At 26.7% G+C, this 19540-nt stretch carries 20 protein-coding genes; 14 read left to right on the top strand and 6 right to left on the bottom strand.

The annotated features are described in order from the left end of the window. Window positions 1-407: 407 nt before the first annotated feature. From CRV03_RS05830 to CRV03_RS05810, 5 genes are all read left to right on the top strand, one after another. Window positions 408-626, top strand: coding sequence for a DUF2188 domain-containing protein (locus tag CRV03_RS05830; RefSeq protein ID WP_129084215.1), 219 nt, complete (start codon window positions 408-410; stop codon window positions 624-626). 2 nt (window positions 627-628) lie between these two features. Next, window positions 629-847 (top strand): hypothetical protein, encoded by a 219-nt coding sequence (locus tag CRV03_RS05825; protein WP_129084214.1) that lies wholly within the window; start codon window positions 629-631, stop codon window positions 845-847. 150 nt (window positions 848-997) lie between these two features. Further along, window positions 998-2092 (top strand): nucleoid-associated protein, encoded by a 1095-nt coding sequence (locus CRV03_RS05820; RefSeq protein WP_129084213.1) that lies wholly within the window; start codon window positions 998-1000, stop codon window positions 2090-2092. Continuing rightward, a complete protein-coding gene (locus tag CRV03_RS05815; RefSeq protein ID WP_129084212.1) occupies window positions 2076-3566 on the top strand; it encodes a hypothetical protein in 1491 nt (496 codons plus the stop codon). Before CRV03_RS05820 ends, CRV03_RS05815 begins: the two co-directional genes overlap by 17 nt. A 120-nt stretch (window positions 3567-3686) precedes the next feature. After that, entirely contained in the window at window positions 3687-4361 is a 675-nt protein-coding gene (locus CRV03_RS05810) for a tetratricopeptide repeat protein (RefSeq protein WP_129084211.1), read from the top strand. A gap of 107 nt (window positions 4362-4468) precedes the next feature. On the opposite strand, the gene CRV03_RS05805 is transcribed toward CRV03_RS05810, so the two are convergent. The 4 genes from CRV03_RS05805 to CRV03_RS05790 all read right to left on the bottom strand — a co-directional run bounded on the left by CRV03_RS05805 (window position 4469) and on the right by CRV03_RS05790 (window position 7211). Further along, window positions 4469-5014 (bottom strand): C39 family peptidase, encoded by a 546-nt coding sequence (locus CRV03_RS05805; RefSeq protein ID WP_129084210.1) that lies wholly within the window; start codon window positions 5012-5014, stop codon window positions 4469-4471. Continuing rightward, entirely contained in the window at window positions 4999-5820 is an 822-nt protein-coding gene (locus CRV03_RS05800; RefSeq protein WP_129084209.1) for a hypothetical protein, read from the bottom strand. Before CRV03_RS05800 ends, CRV03_RS05805 begins: the two co-directional genes overlap by 16 nt. A 34-nt stretch (window positions 5821-5854) precedes the next feature. After that, entirely contained in the window at window positions 5855-6775 is a 921-nt protein-coding gene (locus tag CRV03_RS05795) for a hypothetical protein (RefSeq protein WP_129084208.1), read from the bottom strand. A gap of 85 nt (window positions 6776-6860) precedes the next feature. Beyond that, a complete protein-coding gene (locus CRV03_RS05790) occupies window positions 6861-7211 on the bottom strand; it encodes a hypothetical protein (RefSeq protein ID WP_129084207.1) in 351 nt (116 codons plus the stop codon). Between the two features lie 659 nt (window positions 7212-7870). Here CRV03_RS05790 and CRV03_RS05785 point away from each other — a divergent pair. Next, window positions 7871-8596, top strand: a complete 726-nt coding sequence (locus CRV03_RS05785; RefSeq protein ID WP_129084206.1) for a class I SAM-dependent methyltransferase — start codon at window positions 7871-7873, stop codon at window positions 8594-8596. Here CRV03_RS05785 and CRV03_RS05780 read toward each other — a convergent pair. Then, window positions 8580-10247, bottom strand: coding sequence for a DMT family transporter (locus CRV03_RS05780; RefSeq protein ID WP_129084205.1), 1668 nt, complete (start codon window positions 10245-10247; stop codon window positions 8580-8582). The genes CRV03_RS05785 and CRV03_RS05780 overlap by 17 nt on opposite strands. Window positions 10248-10720: 473 nt before the next feature. On the opposite strand from CRV03_RS05780, the gene CRV03_RS05775 reads away from it, so the two are divergent. From CRV03_RS05775 to recJ, 8 genes are all read left to right on the top strand, one after another. Further along, window positions 10721-11317 (top strand): peroxiredoxin, encoded by a 597-nt coding sequence (locus CRV03_RS05775; RefSeq protein ID WP_129084204.1) that lies wholly within the window; start codon window positions 10721-10723, stop codon window positions 11315-11317. Window positions 11318-11381: 64 nt separating this feature from the next. Continuing rightward, the gene (gene trxA, locus CRV03_RS05770) at window positions 11382-11699 is read left to right on the top strand and encodes a thioredoxin (protein ID WP_129084203.1); all 318 of its coding nucleotides are present in this window, start codon (window positions 11382-11384) and stop codon (window positions 11697-11699) included. A 22-nt stretch (window positions 11700-11721) separates the two neighbouring features. Beyond that, window positions 11722-12123, top strand: coding sequence for a Fur family transcriptional regulator (locus tag CRV03_RS05765; protein WP_129084202.1), 402 nt, complete (start codon window positions 11722-11724; stop codon window positions 12121-12123). 24 nt (window positions 12124-12147) lie between these two features. Beyond that, window positions 12148-13074 carry an MCP four helix bundle domain-containing protein gene (locus CRV03_RS14230; RefSeq protein WP_258239021.1) on the top strand — a complete coding sequence of 309 codons (927 nt, stop codon included), beginning with the start codon at window positions 12148-12150 and terminating at the stop codon, window positions 13072-13074. Between the two features lie 71 nt (window positions 13075-13145). Further along, complete coding sequence (locus CRV03_RS14225) at window positions 13146-14030, top strand: methyl-accepting chemotaxis protein (RefSeq protein ID WP_258239020.1); 885 nt, start codon at window positions 13146-13148, stop codon at window positions 14028-14030. A 195-nt stretch (window positions 14031-14225) separates the two neighbouring features. Next, entirely contained in the window at window positions 14226-15608 is a 1383-nt protein-coding gene (gene ccoG / locus CRV03_RS05755) for a cytochrome c oxidase accessory protein CcoG (RefSeq protein ID WP_129084201.1), read from the top strand. Between the two features lie 102 nt (window positions 15609-15710). Continuing rightward, window positions 15711-17327: a CTP synthase gene (locus CRV03_RS05750; protein ID WP_129084200.1), complete on the top strand. Its 1617-nt coding sequence runs from the start codon at window positions 15711-15713 to the stop codon at window positions 17325-17327. Then, entirely contained in the window at window positions 17327-18892 is a 1566-nt protein-coding gene (gene recJ, locus CRV03_RS05745) for a single-stranded-DNA-specific exonuclease RecJ (RefSeq protein ID WP_129084199.1), read from the top strand. The genes CRV03_RS05750 and recJ overlap by 1 nt, the downstream gene beginning before the upstream one ends. On the opposite strand, the gene CRV03_RS05740 is transcribed toward recJ, so the two are convergent. Further along, window positions 18887-19540, bottom strand: a complete 654-nt coding sequence (locus CRV03_RS05740) for a FlgO family outer membrane protein (protein ID WP_258239019.1) — start codon at window positions 19538-19540, stop codon at window positions 18887-18889. The two genes, recJ and CRV03_RS05740, sit on opposite strands and share 6 nt — an antisense overlap.

Genomic DNA, 19540 nt, shown 5'->3' with positions numbered 1-19540 from the left:
TTAATAGAAGTTAATTGTAGAATAAATGTTTCAAATTATATATTTACTGAAATACTTGTTATGCTTGAGTTAATATATATCTTTAGAACTTCAAAACAAACCTTACATATTTTATACATAACTTTGTTAAAAAGCTTGACATAAAACAACTAAAACTATATAATCAAAATTGGCAGTTATTAGTTTATAGTGCTAATTACTCAGTACTTAAATTTTATATAAGAATTGGCATTTGATATATAAAATTTAAGATTGTTGACACATCGTTTAATTTTTAATGTGCTAAATAGATAGTTATTCAGAAGTATACAATGTTAATAGTTTATAAAATTAATTTGAAAGCTATTTCTCTTTATATATATTTCTTTCGTCTCTATTAGTAACATCTCATTGATAAAGGATTATAAATGAGTAGAGTATCCGTTTCAAAGCATGAAAAGGGATGGCAAGCAAAAGTTGCGGGCAATGAAAGAGCATCAAAAGTGTGCTCTACGCAAGCAGAATGTAGAGAGTATGGAATTGAATTAGCAAAAAAGAATAATGCTGAATTTACATTGCATGGTAGAAATGGTCAAATCCGAGAAAAAAACTCTTATGGGAATGACCCTAGAAGTATCAAAGGTTAAGTATGCCAAAATTTGTAATCAATAAAAACCAACAAAATAATGGTGACCATGAAATTCATAATGTAACAACAGGCTGTTCTTTCATGCCAAATCCTGAAAATCAAATTGATCTTGGATATCATAACAATTGCAAAGAAGCAGTTACTAATGCTAAAAGCAAATGGCCTAGTAATAGGATTAATGGATGTTATTACTGTTGCCCAACATGTCACACTAGCTAATTTATCATCATAAAGAAGAGTAGAGACATTACTCCTCTTCTTTATACTAAACATTAGTCATCCTTTTAAGCACTTTCTACCAATATTACCTTTTATCTTACATAGAGGAATAAAATAATATAATTTTAAACTAATTCCAAAAGGTAACCAATGTTAAATATTCATTTCTCAACTTATTTTAGTATAGATACAGAGAATAAGTTAATAGATAGACCTAGTTCTAAAGATTTAAAAAACAATATAAAAAGATATATAGAAGAACATCTAGTAAATATTAATTCTGATGATGATTTCAGAGAATATATTATAAAAAAAGGTCAATCTACTGAAATAATAACATGTGCAAATAATTTATTATCAGAAGAAGAGGATAGTATAAAGCTTGACTACTGTGAAAAAATTGCTAAACGACTTGTAAACAAAGAATATGAAGCACAACAAAAAGTAAAACATTTGGATGTAGAAGTACAAAAAGGTGGTTTAATTATTACTTATTTTACAACAAAAGATGCTAAGAGCTTTTTTGTTATAACAAAAGTACATTTTATAGACGTTTTAATGGAAACTAATTTTAAAAAAGAAAAAGCAACTCCTGAAAAAGAGCACATGCTAAAAACAGTTATAGTTCCTATTATTGATAATAAAATATCAAATCAAACTATAGAGAATAAAGCATTTATAACAGATAGTACAAAATCAAAAATGTCTCTAGCTGCAACATTTTGGTGGAAAGAATTCTTAGAGCTTGATGCAAAAAATACTGATAAAGAAAATACTGATCGTGCTTTTAATAAAATTGATGCATATTTAAAAGATAAATTTTATAAAGATAATAAATTAGATTACTATAGTTGCAGAAATAGCTTGATCTCATATATGAAAAGTTCTCCTTCTTTTACATTTAATTCTGCAATAGATACTATAGTTGGAGATGGCTCAACACTAGATTACTTTGATAAGTTTAAAACTGATACAGAAAAGTCTGATGAGATCAAAAAAATCAATGATGAAATTAAAAAGTTAAATAAAATTAAAGATAATATAATTTTTGATGGAAGTTTTGCAATTGATAAAAAAACTATCAAAAGTAGAATGAAAAAAATTATAAAGCTTGATAATGCTATTAGTTTAAGTATCGATGATGAAGTTGAAAACTTGAGAAATAAAATTGTTTCAGATATAGATGCAAAAGGTAAGCATATTAAGATTTATTCTGAAGATGGATACAATGAATTCAATAGATAGTCAAATTCTTAAGAACTATCTTGATTCTTGTAAAGAAAAAGATTTATTTAAAGAATTAAATATTTCAGAAGACTTTGATGAGTGTAAAATTAAGATTAGACTGCTCTCAATAGAACAGTTTTTAATAAATATTAATTCTGATATATATAAGCATTTATTTTCAGCGGTATTTAGCTTAAAAGATCATATTGATACTATTAAAATTAATATTAATGATAATGTAGAGACACTAGAATCCTTTAACACATTAGAAGAAGTTTCTAAATTCAACTATCAATTTGATAGATCGGATAAAGAAGGAAATTTAGAAATAATTATAAGTAAGGTTTCTAATGAATACACAACTATCTACTTTTTAGATAATTTTATTGAGTTTTTAAATAACACCAGTAATATTAGTTTTATATTTGAACTTTTTGAAAAACATAATAATAAATTCAAAATTTTTTCGGAACAAAATTTTCTCGTTAAAACTAATAGTTTTTATTTTGCAAGTGCACAAAATTTTGATCCGCTAGTAGTTTTTGAAAAGAAGAATGCTGATAAACTAAAAAAAATCAATGAGAACTGTCATTTTGGGAATGCTGCCTCAATCAAGTTTCTTCCTGAAGATTTTTATCATTATTTTAATAATTCTTTTCCAAATCAGAATTTTAAAAATTTATTTGAAAGATTATCACTTGCTCTTATTTTAAGAGTATTTTCTGATGTAAGTGAATTTGATTCAAATAAACTAACTTATAAAATGTTTGGGTACAAAACAATTAAGCATGAATATAACTTTATGTCATTAAATACTAAATCCTTAAATGATTATTATCAAAGTTATAATGACTTATTTTTTGATAACTCTAACTTTATTGATAAAATAGGATTAGCTAGAAACGTTATATCTCTACATACAATAAATCAAGACTTTACGAATATTAAAGGTGATATATACTCTTCTATTAAATCAAATTATAATATTTATTTAAAAGAAAATATTAAAAAATATATAGACTTAAAAAATAAAATTACTGATAAATTATTTACAATTTCAAATAGTTTTGATAATTTAGTAGATGATTTTTCAAAGTCTTTTAAATCAAGCTTTTACACACTAGCTACTATATTTCTAAGTTTGATTTTATTAAGACTAATAAAAGGGAGTACTTCAACTATTCCAATTTTTACTTTTGAGGTATATGTTTTTTTAATTTCAGTTTTATTTGCAATGTATTTATATAAAAAATATATCCTTTTTGAATTATCTCACAAAAAAGATAGAATATTTGAACAGTATGAACAACTAAAAAATCAGTATATCAGTTTACTAGATAAGAGTGATTTAAATGAACTTCTAATGTATGATAACTTTAAAGAGAAAAACAATAAATACATTTCTACACAAACTGAACAATATTCTAAATATTGGAATAAAACATTGTTAGTGTATTTTATATCATTTACTTTTTTAACTATTTGTGCATAGCTTTTCTTAATTTAAAAATAAAGGTGATTTTTAGAATCTAAATACATTAACTTAATACTCAATATAAAGCTTATAAAACTTAAAATAAATATTATAATTATAAAGTCAAGGAAAACTTATATGAAGAAGAAACTGAATAAATTTATTAGAATAAAACTAATATTCATATTATATATATTTTGTACTAATATAAATGCTAGTTTAATTGATGAAGGATATAGGGAGCAAAAAAAAGGTAATTTTTTACAAGCAGCTAAAATTTATGAACAAGCGTGCAATAAAAATAATTATGATGCCTGCACTAGGTTAGCATATATGAATAGAAATGGTGAAGGTATAAAAATTAATAAAAGAAAAGCTGCTGAGCTTTATTCAAAAGTTTGTCAAAGAACAAATAAAAAATGCGATACTTTAGCTTGGATGTATTATAAGGGTGAGGGTGTTAGACAAGACAACCAAAAGTTTATGCAATTTTCTAAACAAGCATGTGATCATAATGACTATACAGGTTGTCAATTTATTGGATATGCTTATAGAGATGGTAATATTGTCAAACAAAATAAACTACTAGCAACACAAATTTTTAACACTATGTGTAATATGAAGACTAATAATAAATTTGATAAAGCTATTGCTCAACAGTCTTGCATTGATGTTGGGTTTATGTATTATAACAATGGGGATGCTTCTAAGCCTGATATATACTTAGCAAAAGAATATTTTGGAAGGGGGTGTAATTTGGGGAACAGCAGTGGTTGTAAGAATTATAAAATATTAAATGAGCAAGGTTTTTAATACTAAAGACAATTGTGTTCTCGCCTGCTATTATTGTAATAATGATAAAAACTATATCTTCGAATGTGTAAAGTAACTAATTTAGTTAGTCTTTATATAAAATTTTATTATAAATATTTTTCCTTAAAGCTATTTATTTTTTTTAATTTAATGTTTTTATCTTTTGGTAAAACTAGTAGTATATAATTTGAATCCTTCTCAATCCATAATGAATAAAAATATTCTTTTGAAACTATGAATTTACCTGCATTAGGATCTAAAACAAGTACACTCTTTTTACTAAAGTTTTGAACAACCACAAAATGAGGATATCCCATTTTTCTTATAATTCGTGCAATAACTGGCACTTTTATTTTTTCAAAAACATTTTTATTTATTTTATACCCTTTTGCATGAAAACTATTCTTATATGCAATTTTTTGTAAATCAAGAAAATTTACGACATTAGTAGTCTTTAATTGTTCTAATAAAATCTTTTCACTTAATTGAATACCATAAAGATTGAATAAAGTTGAAAGAGAACTTGCTCCACAACTTTCTTCAAATGTTTGTTTTGTCACATCTTTATATTTTAATTCTATTAATGATTCAACATTAAAATCTGCATATAAATATAAGTTAAAAAAACAAAGTAGTACTAAAATTTGTGCCATAATGAAAGTGATAATCTACTATCTGGAGCATTAGTACTAGTACCAATGCCTGCATTAATTGTAATTGCATTTGCTTCATTTATATTATATGTTATTCCAAAGCCCATAGTGGATAAGATAGTAGAACTATTAACTTTCATCCCATCTTCTTTCATTTCAGTTTGATAGTTTTGTTCAAAATTAAGGTTTAATGATACGTCAGGGTTTAATATTAAGAATAAATCTAATCCAACAGAATATGAATTAGGAAGTTCTAATTCAATATCATTTATATTTCTATCCAAGTTTTGAGTGGTACCTAAATAAAATGTTGAAATTAAGGGGTCAGAAAAGCTTTTTAAACTATACTTTATATTGTAACTTTTTAAGCTATAATTATCTTCTTCATTTTGATATTTGGTTTTTTGAGTTAAAGATGTTTGAAAAGATAAAGATTGTCTAAAGCCTGCTATTTTTTTATCAAAATTATAACTTCCTCCAATCCATAAACTATCAAAATCAAAGTCTGTTTCATTTTTAATTTTATTGGATTCAATTAAATCTAAATTTTCATAACTTAAATTATAAGATAAAAATAAATCAAGAGATGAACTGTAACTATATAAAAGAGTTTGACCAAAAAAGACTTTTTTTGATTCAGTTATAATAGTCCCATCATCGTAACTAAGTAAATTAGGATAAGAAGAAAACCTTCTTGTACCATCTGAATTAATAGTATCAATACTTGTAATTAATCTAAAATCATCTTTTTTTTTAAAAAGACTATCCACTGTTATTGCATCAGATGCAAAAATCTGTATATTCAATATTCCTATAAGTAATAATAGTTTTATTATATTTCTATGCATAAATATCTTCAATTTTTTCTCTCTTTCTCTCAAAATCTTGTTTTAAACTCTCTGTAATTAAGATATTATGCCTTTTCTGTATTTCTTCCCACTGTTTTTTATCTATCTCAATATTGCCGTTTTTATCATATTTTTTTTCTTTTTCTAAAGTGTCAATTAAAAAGTTAATTGCATCATTAAAAAAATTTGACAACTCACCTTTAATCATATTTTCTGGATTTGAATAATATTCTTTTATATTGTTTTTTACTTTTTCCTCAATAGTTCCCTCTCCTTTATATGATTCTTCTAAAGAAATTTTTCCATCGAAATCTTTGTCAATATTTAAAGTATAATTTAATTCATCATCTAAAGAGTTTACTTCTGTTCCTGTTCTATACATAAATGAATCAATGTCTTTTGATTGAACATATGCACTATATACTGATTCATGTGTTGAAATACCTTTTTTTGAAAAAGTATCAATACCCTCAATTCCAAAATTATTCTTAGTATTAAGATATTCTTCTTCGGTAAGTTTTCCATCATTATTTACATCAGATGATAAGAATTCTCTTTTATATGCAATATCTGCAAACCAACCAGATACAAAAGCTTCTGCTTTTGAATTAAGTCTTATATCACCATTTTCTCTTTGAAAAAAATCATCTTCAGAAAAATTTCTTTTAAGTCTATCAATTGTTGAATTATCTAAAGCAACTTGAACATGCTTTCCATTAGTAGGGTCAGTAAATACTATATTTGTAGTATTTTCATTTTCATTAGTTGTTTGATAAGTAATATTTTCTGATTCATTTGTTTTTGTTAAAGTCTTATCGAAAGAAAGACTCTCTTCTGAAAGTTCTTCTCTTGTTCTATTTTTTGTATCTACTTCATATGATTTAAATACTGTTCCTGATAAACTAATTTCCATATTATTTCCTATTAAATTATTTTATTTTATAAGAGTGTAACCTTTAGATTATTAATTTAATAATCTAAAGGTTTAAATCAATAGTCTATCTTCTTCTAAAGCTATTAAACTCTCGTGTACTTATTACCTTATAAGAACTGGTATTATTACTATATAGTCTATCAACCATAGATTTTCCACTAGTTGTAGTTCCTCTTCTTTTATTAGTTAATGCATTATTTACAGTATTTAGCGTTTTATTATGAAAGACCTTACCTACCTGAGGTTGTCTCCATGTATATCCTCCATTTGCTTTTTCCATATCTGATTTATTTAACTCTAAATTTACACCATTTACTTCACCATTTGTAACAGATGATAATAAATCAACTTCTGATGAAGGCACTGCAAATAAAAGACTTGCCCCTAATCCTAATCCTAAAATTATTTTTCTCAATTGTTTCTCCTTTAATAAAATTAGAAAAGTATATTATAATATTATTAATTATGGTATGCTTAAAATAATTTTTTTACTGTTTATTTATAAGATTAACTAGTCCATTCTAATTTCTTATTTCACTATTGTATAATCACTTATAATTATTATATTCGATAAAATACATTAAAATATGTATTAGATATTCTATTTATTTAAATTAATCATTATATATGTTGTAAATAAACAAGAAGAACTAAATCAAATAAAATATAAAATTAATAATAGCTTCTAAAACCTATTAAGTTATTTTTAACTTAACAAATGTGAAAATACATAATATATATAGTCAGAGGTTTTAATAGATTACATAAAACTCTCTATTAAAAACCTCATATTATTTATAATTCAATATATATAATTAATAACTACAAAACTAATAAACACTTTCTTTTTAAACATCTCATAATCTAACAATATATATTAAATAAATATACTATTATAATATATTTAAATATATAAATAGTAACTGGATAAATTTTCACGTTGCTTTAAAATCACATAAGTTTGATATAGTAAATAATATATTACCACAGTATGGAATTATTGTATCGTGATATTTTATGATTTAAAGATTAAAGTTTTGCTAGAATAGATTTAACAAAGGATAATATTTAATTATGAGTAATTTAATTTATAGACCAGAAATTTTTGAAAACTTCTATAGTAGTTTTTACAATTATAATATTTCATTATTTAATGAAGTAAAAAAGAGATATATAAAGCCTAATACAATTTTAGATCTAGGTTGCGGAACAGGGTTATCAACTAGAGCACTTGCAAAAATATTTAATGATTCACATATTCTTGGAGTAGATAGTAATGAGTCATTAATTGACAAAGCAAATGCTTCATTTATTCCTATTAATGTTGACTATAAAATATTCAATGCTATTAAAATTGATGCATTAGAAAAGAAATTTGATACAATCTTTATTAAAAGTGTTTATCATCTACTAGAAATTGAGAGTAAAAGTTTTTTAGATAAATGTTTTAAAATATTAAATGAAAATGGTACTATATATATTATTGAAAGAACCGAAAAATCATTAAAGAGCTTCCCCTTATTTGATGAAGCGAAGGAGTTATGGAAGACTCAATATAAAGCAAGAGAAGGTCTTTGCAATCTAAGTAAAAAATATGATGTTGAACATTTTACATTTGGACAACATGTTAGTATTCCAAAAGAAATTTATTTAAAAGGAATTTCCTCAAAACAAATGTCTTGTTTATGGAGCTTCAATGATATGATAATTGAAGAATGGATTAATAATAACTCTGTAGATGAAGAAGAAGTAAAAGTTCTAGAAGAATATGATATCTTTAGTATTAAACAGTATTCGTAAAATATTTGTTGAAGAATAGGAATGCAATAACCAATATTGCCAATACTAATAAAACTATTAATAGATATTGTTTGATTAAATAGTAACTATGGTTATCTTTTTGTATCTTTAAATAATTAAAAACTCTAAGTATTTTGTCTGTATTCATAAATCCATATTTATTAAAATCATGAACTATATATATTATATATGTTACAGAAGAAGCAAAAGCAATTGCTATTAAATCTCCAATTAAAGTACTTTCTCTATAGGTTATTACATATATTAAACTAATAATTCCTAACATAAATATAACAAGGAGTTCTGGAAAAGTTACTGATTTAGATTTAAGTAAAAATAACTCTTTATTTAGTACAAATATTTTTTTAGTTATTTGTATTTCATAATGATAAAAAGCATCAGACAAATAGCTTATCATATTAAAATTTTTATCTCTATTTATCATTTTAACCTTTATGGTATTTATAACTTGAATTTTTTCTTTTTCACTAACCTCTGCTTTATCTAGTCTTTTACATACAGCTTCTAATATATTTAATAATATAGCTTCTTCATCTTTTCTTTGATTCCATATCCTATTTAATAAAAAAGCAGTATAGAAAGTAAATACAGTTGCAGTCATATTTACCATTGAGTTATTAGTGGAAGAATGTAGTGGTGGAATTAGATAACATATCCCTGAATACATTACAATAATAGAGAAGCATATATTAACCGTATGAAGGATTTCTTTATTAAAATGAATTAAGATATTTGAAATTACTATTAAAATTAAACCTACAAATATATAATTGTTAAACTCTTCGTCAGTCATAAATAAAAGAATAAAGGTACTAATTACTGGAACGAAATATGCTACTGAACTAAAGTCTTTATTTTCTATCTTATTTAAAGATAATGTCCAAAAAACATTACCTAAAAAAATACTAAATAGACCAAGAAAAAAACTTAAGATAATTACTTCTACTTTAGTATCAATTATTTGTGGGTGTATAAGAAATACAATGAATAAAACAATTATAAAAAAGAAGGATGTATATATAAAGTGATTTAAATTGCCATAGAGACTTGTTTTTAATTTGCTCAAGGTAAAAAAGTATATTGCTGCACTTATTGCAGAGACTAAAGATATTCCAAGATATTTATAATCAGACATAAAATTTAAAGTTAATTCATCTCCTGATGCAATTAATACAGCACCTATAAATGATGTAAAAATAAAGATTAAGCTTGTAACCTTAGTCTTTTTTAAAGCTTCTTTTCCTGATATAAAACTGCTAAGAATAAAAAAGAGAAGTGGCCACATATAGTTTATAATATTTCCTTGTACTACATATGGTGTAGAAAAAATATAATATATACTTAAGTAATGGAGACAAATAAAGACGGCAGAGATGAAAATATACAATTTCAACTTGTGATTATTTTTTAATATTTCCATATTTGATTTTAGATGATGTTTCTCTTTTAAAAAGAAGTAGCCTATTGAAAAAAGAATACTAAATAGAATAGAAAAAAAAGCTACAGATAAGCCATCTTTAGGCTCTGCATAAGATTTTACTATATAAGCAGTAAAGCTCCAAATAAATATGGCACAAAATCCAAATAGATAACCTATATTAAAGTATTTGCCTTTTTTTAATTTATACATAATTAAATATTATCCCTTATTTGTATTATCAGTATTTATTAGCTTGTTATCAGTATTTATTTGATATCGTTTTAAAAAGTCATTGATAAGCTGAGTGAAAGAATGCATGAACTTTAGGAAGTAAGGAGATTTTTCTTTTATTATCAATTTATTTTTCATATGACATTTTTTTAAATTATATAAAAAGGACACAAATTGATTGAAAAAATAAAAAAGAACAAAATTGCACAAATTCTAATTGTAAAAGTATTAACAATCTTTGCAATTGCAGGAAACTTATACTTTTCATAATAAAATATTCTCTAAACACCCCTTCCCTACCCCCAAACAATCACTTTTAAAATAAATCACTCAACACTTTCATACCCATAAAGGATAATTTTTTTCCAAAGATAACTATTATTAAGTAAACTTTAATAAAACATTGATTATACTTTCACCCATAAAAGAAAAAAATTATCAAAGGAAATAAAATGTTAGTAACAAAAAAAGCTCCAGATTTCACTTCAACAGCAGTATTAGCTGATGGACAAATTGTAGAGGATTTTAATTTATATAAAAATATTGGTGAGAAAGGTGCAGTATTATTTTTCTGGCCTTTAGATTTTACATTCGTTTGCCCATCTGAGATTATCGCATTCTCTAAGAGAGTTGAAGATTTTGAAGCAAGAGGTATTCAAGTAATTGGTTGTTCTGTTGACTCAGAATTTGCACACTTTGCGTGGAGAGAGACTCCAGTAGAAAATGGTGGAATTGGAAGAGTTAAGTTCCCAATGGTTGCAGACTTAAGTAAACAAATCTCTAAAGATTATGATGTATTATTTGGTGATTCAGTTGCACTTAGAGGTTCATTCTTAATTGACAAAGATGGAACAGTAAGACATGCAGTAATCAATGACTTACCATTAGGAAGAAACATTGATGAGATGATTAGAATGGTAGATACTATGATTTTTACAAATGAGCATGGTGAAGTTTGTCCTGCAGGATGGAACAAAGGTGATGAAGGTATGAAAGCTTCAACTGAAGGTGTTGCTGAATACTTAGGTAAAAATTCTGATAACTTATAAAATAAAGTAGAAATATGAAATCATAGGTCCCTTCTAAAATAGGGACCTTTTGAAAGGAAATAAAATGTCAAAATGTATAGAAATAAATGAAAATAATATGGAAGAAACAGTTAAAGAAGGTGTTTCATTAGTAGACTTTTGGGCACCATGGTGTGGTCCTTGTAGAATGATTGCTCCAACTATTGACCAACTAGCAGTTGAGTATGATGGTAAAGCAAAAATTTGTAAAGTTAATACAGAAGAAGAACAAGACTTAACAGTAAAATATGGAATTAGATCTATTCCTACAATTCTATTCTTTAAAGATGGTGAAATTGTAGACCAACTAATTGGTGCAACTACTAAAGCTGCACTAGAAGAAAAACTTAACAAATATATCTAAGCTATAGATATAGGAGAGAAAGATGGATTATCAAGATTTATTAAAACAGTATAAATTAAGGGTAACTCCACAAAGACTTTCTCTTCTAGAACTTATAGAAAAATATCAACATATTGATATAGATACTCTTTTTGAAAATATAAAAATATTATTCCCTACTATATCCCTATCTACTCTTTATAAAAATATAAATGCCATGGTAGAGAATGGTCTTCTTACTGAATTAAAAATCACTGGAATGAAATCCAAATTTGAAATCACAAAAGCTAATCATTTTCATGCTATCTGTAAAAAGTGTGGAAAGATTGAAGAACTCTCTTTTGATGTAGCTAATGTAAAAAATAATTTAGAAAAGAGAACCAACTATCACATAACTCACACTACTATGAATTTTTTAGGAGTTTGTTTAGAGTGTAGAGAATAGATTATATACCAACAAGGAAATTAAATGTTTAAAAATCTTAAAATTTCTCAAAAACTATACCTAAGTTTTGGGTTGATGATTTTACTAATGGTTATTGTAACTATCATTGGAATAAATAGAGTAAATAAAATTGATAAAACTCTTGAAGAAGTTGTAGAAGTAAACTCTTTAAAACAAAGATATGCTATTAACTTTAGAGGAAGTGTCCATGATAGAGCTATTGCAATTAGAGATATTGTACTTTCATCAAACCCTGAAAGTGAACTTTTCAAAAACTCTTTAAATGATATAAAAAAATTAGAAGACTTTTATAAAGAGTCAGCTAAACCAATGGATAAAATATTCTCACGAAATAAAGATGTAGATGAAAAAGAGAAAACTATATTAAAAAGAATAAAAGAGATTGAAGCTAAAACTCTACCTATTGTAGAAAATATAATAACATTAAAACTAAATGGAAATGACCTAAAAGCAAAAGAAATACTTGTTTATGAAGCAAGGGAAAACTTTACTATATGGCTAAAAACAATCAATGAATTTATAGACTATGAAGAACAAAAAAATCAAATTTTAACTCCTCAAGCAAGGCAGATAGCAAGTAGTTTTTCTACTACTATGATAATAATACTTTTAATCTCAATTATACTTGGAGTTGCTATTTCTTTCTTTATTTCACAACAACTTTCTAGCTCTGCTAAAAGTATACAAAAAGGTTTATCTAACTTTTTTAGCTTTATAAATAAAGAAACAACTTCATCAGAACCAATAAAACTAAACTCAAATGATGAGTTTGGACTAATGGCAAAAATGCTAAACAAAAATATTCAATTAACAGAGAAAAATATTTTAGAAGATGATGAGTTTGTAAAAGATGTAGCAAGAGTAATAAATGAGCTAAATAAAGGAAATATGCTAGCTAAAATTGAAAAAAATCTAGCAACCCAAATCTAATTGAACTAAAAAAGCTACTTGATTCACTACAAGAGTATTTAGAAGACACTATTGCAAGTGATTTAAATAAATTGATTTTTGTTCTTGAAAAATTTAAAAGTGAAGACTTTAGAATAAGATTCCCAGAACCATCTGCAAAAGTTGCAGTTATAATAAATGAATTAGGAGATGTTATCTCTGAATTATTAACTCAATCTTTAGATATTGGAAAAACTTTAGAACTATCTTCTACTCAATTAATTGATAATGTAAAAGTTTTAAATCAAAGTACTCATAGTGCAACAGAAAGTCTAAAAGAGACATCTGTTTTTCTTGAAGATATAACATCAAGTGTAATGAGCAATTCAAACAATGTAAGAAGAATCACAGAATACTCAAAAAGTTTAACAAACTCTGCAAATACAGGTCAAAAGTTAGCAAAATCTACTTCTTTAGCAATGGAACAAATCGATGAGCAAGTTAAAGAGATTAATGAAGCAATCACAGTTATTGACCAAATTGCATTTCAAACAAATATTCTTTCACTAAATGCAGCAGTTGAAGCAGCAACAGCAGGTGAAGCTGGAAAAGGTTTTGCAGTAGTTGCACAAGAAGTTAGAAACTTAGCAAATAGGTCTGCAGAAGCTGCAAAAGAGATAAAATCTTTAGTTGAACAAGCGACAAATAAAGCGAATGAAGGAAAAGAGATAGGATTAAATATGACAAATGGTTATGATGAACTTTTAGTAAATATTAATCATACTACAGAAACTATTCAAGAAATTTCTAATTCTTCTAAAGAGCAAGAAAAAAATATCCAGCTTATAAATGATGTTATTAATAAACTTGATAAACATACAAATCAAAATGCAAGAATAGCAAACCAAACAAATAAAATAGCTCTGGAAACAGATAAAACAGCTAAAGTTATTGTTGAAAATGCTCTTTCTAAAGAGTTTATTGGAAAAAACATCTAAGCTAATTTCTACTTATCTTATATGAAAATAGTATTTAAATAAATGCTATTTTCATACTCTTAAATAACAATTTAAACATATACATTAATTAAAACATAAGTATCACAAGGAAGTATTATAATTAGAACTTATAATAATTTATGCTTATTATAAGCGATGTTTATATACAATTAAAAAAAATGTTTAGGATATATTATGGAAGGAAATGCTGCTGTTTTAAAGAAAACACCGTACAGAATCAAAAGATATTATGCGTATATCATTGCAACTGTAGTTGCACTGGTTATTCCGTTTATTAAAATTAATGGTAACCATATATTTTTATTATCATTTGATAAAAAACAACTTCATCTAATGGGTATTGCATTTGATATGCAAGAATTATACTTAATGCCGTTTTTACTGATGCTTCTATTCTTAGGAATATTTGCAGTAACTGCTATTGGTGGGAGAGCTTGGTGTGGTTGGGCCTGTCCTCAAACTATCTTTAGAGTTATCTACAGAGACTTAATTGAATCAAAACTTTTAGGTTTAAGAAGAATCAAAAACAAACAAAAAGAGCCAAACTGGTCAAAGCCAGAAAATGCTTCTAAAAAAGTTGTAGCTGTTATTTTATGGACTATGCTTTCTTTACTTGCTGCTGCTGACTTTATGTGGTATTTTGTTCCACCTGAAGACTTTTTTGCTTATATTCAAAATCCAACAGAACACTGGTTTTTAATTGGTTTTGTATTAGCAATCGCTGGTTTCTTAGTTTATGATGTTGTTTGGTTAAAAGAAGATTTCTGTGTTTATGTATGTCCATATTCAAGAGTACAATCAGTACTTTATGATGATGATACATACCAAGCTATCTACTCTACAAATAGAGGTGGTAATATTTACAATGACTCTAAAGAGAAGATTATCTTCAAACAAAAAGACTTACCAGAAGAGAAAAATGAATGTACAACATGTGAATCATGTGTAACTGTATGTCCTACTCATATTGATATTAGAAAAGGTTTACAATTAGAGTGTATCAACTGTTTAGAGTGTGTTGATGCTTGTACTACTGTTATGGGAAAACTTGGTAAAGAGTCACTAGTTCAATGGACAAGTACAAGGGATATTGAAAAAAATCAACCAACTAAATTCCTAAGAAAATCTACTATCATGTATACAGTTGCATTAGTTGTAGTTATTGGTCTATTATTTGTAATGGGTGGAAAAAAAGAGTATATGCTTTTAAATGTAAATAAAACTACTCAGTTATATAAAGTTAAAGAAAACAATGTAGTTTCTAATAACTTCTTATTACTATTCCAAAATACTGATTCAAAAACACATACATATAATTTAGAGATTATAGGTAGAGATGATATTGTAATTAAAAGATTTAAACCATTTAAATTAGCTGCTGGAAAACTTAGAAAAAAAGTTGTAGTACTTGAAACAGATAAAGTTCTTGTAAATGATAATACAAAAGACACTCCTATTTCTGTAAAACTTAGAGCTTATGCAGTAGATGAGCCTGATAGAGTATCTGTAATTAGAGATGCTGTATTTATCTACCCAAGAGCTGACAAACTAAAATAATCATAAAGAGGCATCTTGCCTCTTTATTCTTAAATACTTATTAACCTCATTTTAGATATAATCGCGAATATTTTACTATTTATTTAATTCATGGAGCTATTAATGACTAAATTCATATTTGTTACTGGTGGAGTGCTAAGTTCACTTGGTAAAGGTATTACTTCTGCATCTATTGCAACAATTTTAAAACAATCAGGGTTCAAAGTAAGTATGCTAAAGATTGACCCATACTTAAACGTAGACCCAGGAACAATGAGTCCACTAGAGCATGGAGAAGTTTTCGTAACAGCAGACGGTGCGGAAACAGACCTTGATTTAGGAAACTACGAAAGATTTATTGATAAAACACTTACAGGTAAAAACTCTTTTACAACAGGTCAAGTTTACCAAAGTGTAATTAAAAGAGAAAGAGAAGGTGGTTACTTAGGTAAAACTATTCAAGTAATCCCTCATGTTGTAGACGAGATTAAAGATAGAATCTACGCTGCAGCAGATGAGCATGACTTCTTAATCATCGAACTTGGTGGAACAGTAGGTGATATTGAAGGTTTACCATTCATGGAAGCAATTAGAGCTATTAGACATGAACAACCTAAAACAAATACTATGAATATCCATGTGAGTTTAATCCCATACATTAAAGCTGCAGGTGAATTAAAAACAAAACCAACTCAACACTCAGTACAAGAGTTAAGAAGAATTGGTATTACTCCACATATGCTAGTTTGTAGAACAGAAAAAGAGCTTCCAAAGAATTTAAAAGAAAAACTTGCATTATCTTGTGATATTGATAGAAATGCAGTAATTGAAGCAGGTGATGCACAGTCAATTTACCAAGTTCCATTACACTTTATCAAAGAAGGAATTTTAACTCCTTTATCAGAGCACTTTAATATCAAAATCAAACCAAACATGGAAAAATGGGATACTTTAGTTAAAAATATTCTTGTACCACAAGATGAAGTAACTATTGCATTTGTTGGTAAATATTTAGATTTAAAAGAGTCATATAAATCATTAATCGAATCATTAATCCATGCAGGAGCACACCTAAACACAAAAGTAAATATTCACTGGTGTGATTCAGAAAGAATTGAAGATACAGGAGCATATGAAGTTATTGGAAACTCTGATGCTATCTTAGTTGCTGGTGGATTTGGACACAGAGGTGCAAAAGGAAAACTTGAAGCAATTAAATATGCAAGAGAGAATAAAGTTCCTTATTTAGGTATCTGTCTTGGTATGCAACTATCTATTATCGAATATGCAAGAAATGTATTAGGTATTGAAAATGCAAACTCTGTTGAATTTGATGAAAATGCAGAAGATCCAGTAATCTACTTAATTGATGAGTTTATTGACCAAAGTGGTGAAAAACAACTAAGAACTCATAAATCACCAATGGGTGGAACTATGAGACTTGGAGAATATCCATTTGAGCCATTAAAAGGTACTAACTTACAAAAAGCATATGGAAATGAAGAAATCTACTATGAAAGACATAGACATAGATATGAAGCAAATCCAGCTTATAAAGAGAGATTAGAAGAAGCAGGAATGATTATTTCTGGACAATCAAATGGTCTAATTGAAGCAGTTGAAATTAAAGATCACCCTTGGTTTGTTGGTGTTCAGTTCCACCCTGAATTTACTTCTCACTTAGAGACACCAAACCCTATTATCTTAGAGTTCGTAAAACAAGCAAATAAAAAAGCTTAATGTCTAAGGTTACAAAACAAAGACTTTTTGAACTATTAAGTGCAAGACATGAGAATAATCCCTATTCTCGTCTTGCTAGTATTCCTGCACCAGATAGCTTCAAAGATATAAAGAAAGCCTCACAAAGAATTAAACAAGCCCTTCTTAATAATGAAACAATAACTATTGTTGGTGACTACGATGTTGATGGAGTAGTATCTACAACTATTATCGTTGATTTTTTCCAAAAAATTGGAAGAAAAGTAAATCACATCATTCCAAACAGATTTGAACATGGATATGGATTAAGCCCAAAAATCGTTGATATGATTGATGAAGGTCTAGTTATCACCGTTGATAATGGAATCTCAGCTTGTAATGCAGCAGAACTTTTAAAGCAAAAAGGTATTGATTTAATTATTACTGACCACCATACAGTTGGAGAACAAATTCCAGAAGCTTTGGCAATAATAAACCCCAAGCAAGAGGATTGTACTTTTCCTTTTAAAGAAATATGTGGTGCCCAAGTTGCATGGTACCTTTGTGCAGCAATAAAAAAAGAGATAAATGCAGATGTAAACCTACAAGAGTTTTTTGATTTACTTTGTGTGGCTATTATTGCTGATATCATGCCTATGACAAGTCTAAACTATACTATGGTTAAACATGGACTTAAAAAAATCAAAACATCTTCAAGACCTGCATTTAAAAAAATCAATGAAATGATTTCAAAAGAGATTTTTGTATCAGATGATGTAGGATTTACAATTGCTCCTAAAATAAATAGTGCAGGAAGAATGGAAGATGCCTCAATTGCATTAAGCTTCTTACTAGCCTCAACTGAATATGAGGCAAACGATGCTTTACAAATGTTAGAAGAGTTAAATGTATTTAGAAAAAACTTGCAAGAAGAGATTTCTCAAAAAGCTACAAATGCAACAAACCCTGAAGAAAATGCTGTTATAGTATGGGGTGAAGACTGGCATGAAGGTGTTATAGGAATTGTTGCTTCAAAGCTATCTAATGCCTTTAAAAAGCCTGCTTTTATCTTCTCTATAAACAATGGTATTGCAAAAGGAAGTGCAAGGGCAAATGCAAATATAAACTTGCATACTATTATTACAGAAGCTTCTGACTTGCTTCTTGGTTTTGGTGGTCACAAAAATGCAGCTGGTTTATCTATGGAAGCAAAAAACTTAGAAGAGTTTAAAAATAGAATAAATAAGTCTTTAGAAGAGCACAAAGAAGAGCTTCACATAGATCATGATGTTTTAGGTGAACTTGATGTGTCAAATGTAGATATTGAGTTTTTAAATATCATTGAACAGTTTGAACCATATGGACTAAAAAATCATAGACCAATATTTAAAATAACAAACTCACAAATCATAAAAGCTGAACTTTTTGGTAAAGATAAAAACCACACAAAACTAACACTAAATAGTGATGGTTTTTTGTTTGAAGCTATTAAGTTTTATTGTGATGAAATATTTGATAAACCAACTATTGATTTAGTTGTATCAGTAAATAAAAATGAGTTTAGAGGGCAAATAAACCCTCAGTTTTTAATACAAGATATTTTATAAAATAACTCTTGGAGGTAAAGAAAGTTCTCTTTCTTTCTTTATTCCTTCTAACTCTAATATTTCATCATCTACACTCGTACTAGAGTTTGCAGAAGCTAAAATATTTCCATTTGTTACATCAATTAGTTTCATAAATACAATCAATGTCTCTGTTGTAATTGTATATGTTCCTACAACTGCAAACTTACCATCTACAGATTTATTACTAATATCTCTTTGTTTTCTTGTTAAAAGATTTAATCCATTTTGCCCATAAGAGAAGTTTTCACTTAATTCAACTTGTCTTACAATAATATTTTTATTTAATAAAGCATCTTTTAAATGCTCAGATAATAAAAACCCTAGTTTTGATCTGTTCTCTAACTTATCAATATTTACAAAATCAGAAACTAAAACAACATCATCATCTAAAAGATATCTATCCAGTCTTGTAGAAGTTTTTAAAATTAGATTATTTATTAAAGAACTAAAATCATTTGAACCAGTTATTTTTTTATGATTACTTGGAGCTTTTTTAGCCATATTTTCCATAAAAGAGGGAAGGTCTTCACTTCCTGTCATCTTTTTTAAAGAACAAGAAGTGAATAAAAAAAGAGGAATAGAAACTAATACTATTAGTTTACTTATTTGTAAAAAAGCTTTTGTCAT

It is taken from the genome of Arcobacter sp. F155 (assembly GCF_004116455.1).
Taxonomy (GTDB): domain Bacteria; phylum Campylobacterota; class Campylobacteria; order Campylobacterales; family Arcobacteraceae; genus Halarcobacter.
Note: the sequence above shows the minus strand (reverse complement) of the source record. Positions and strands in the feature narration are given on the sequence as shown.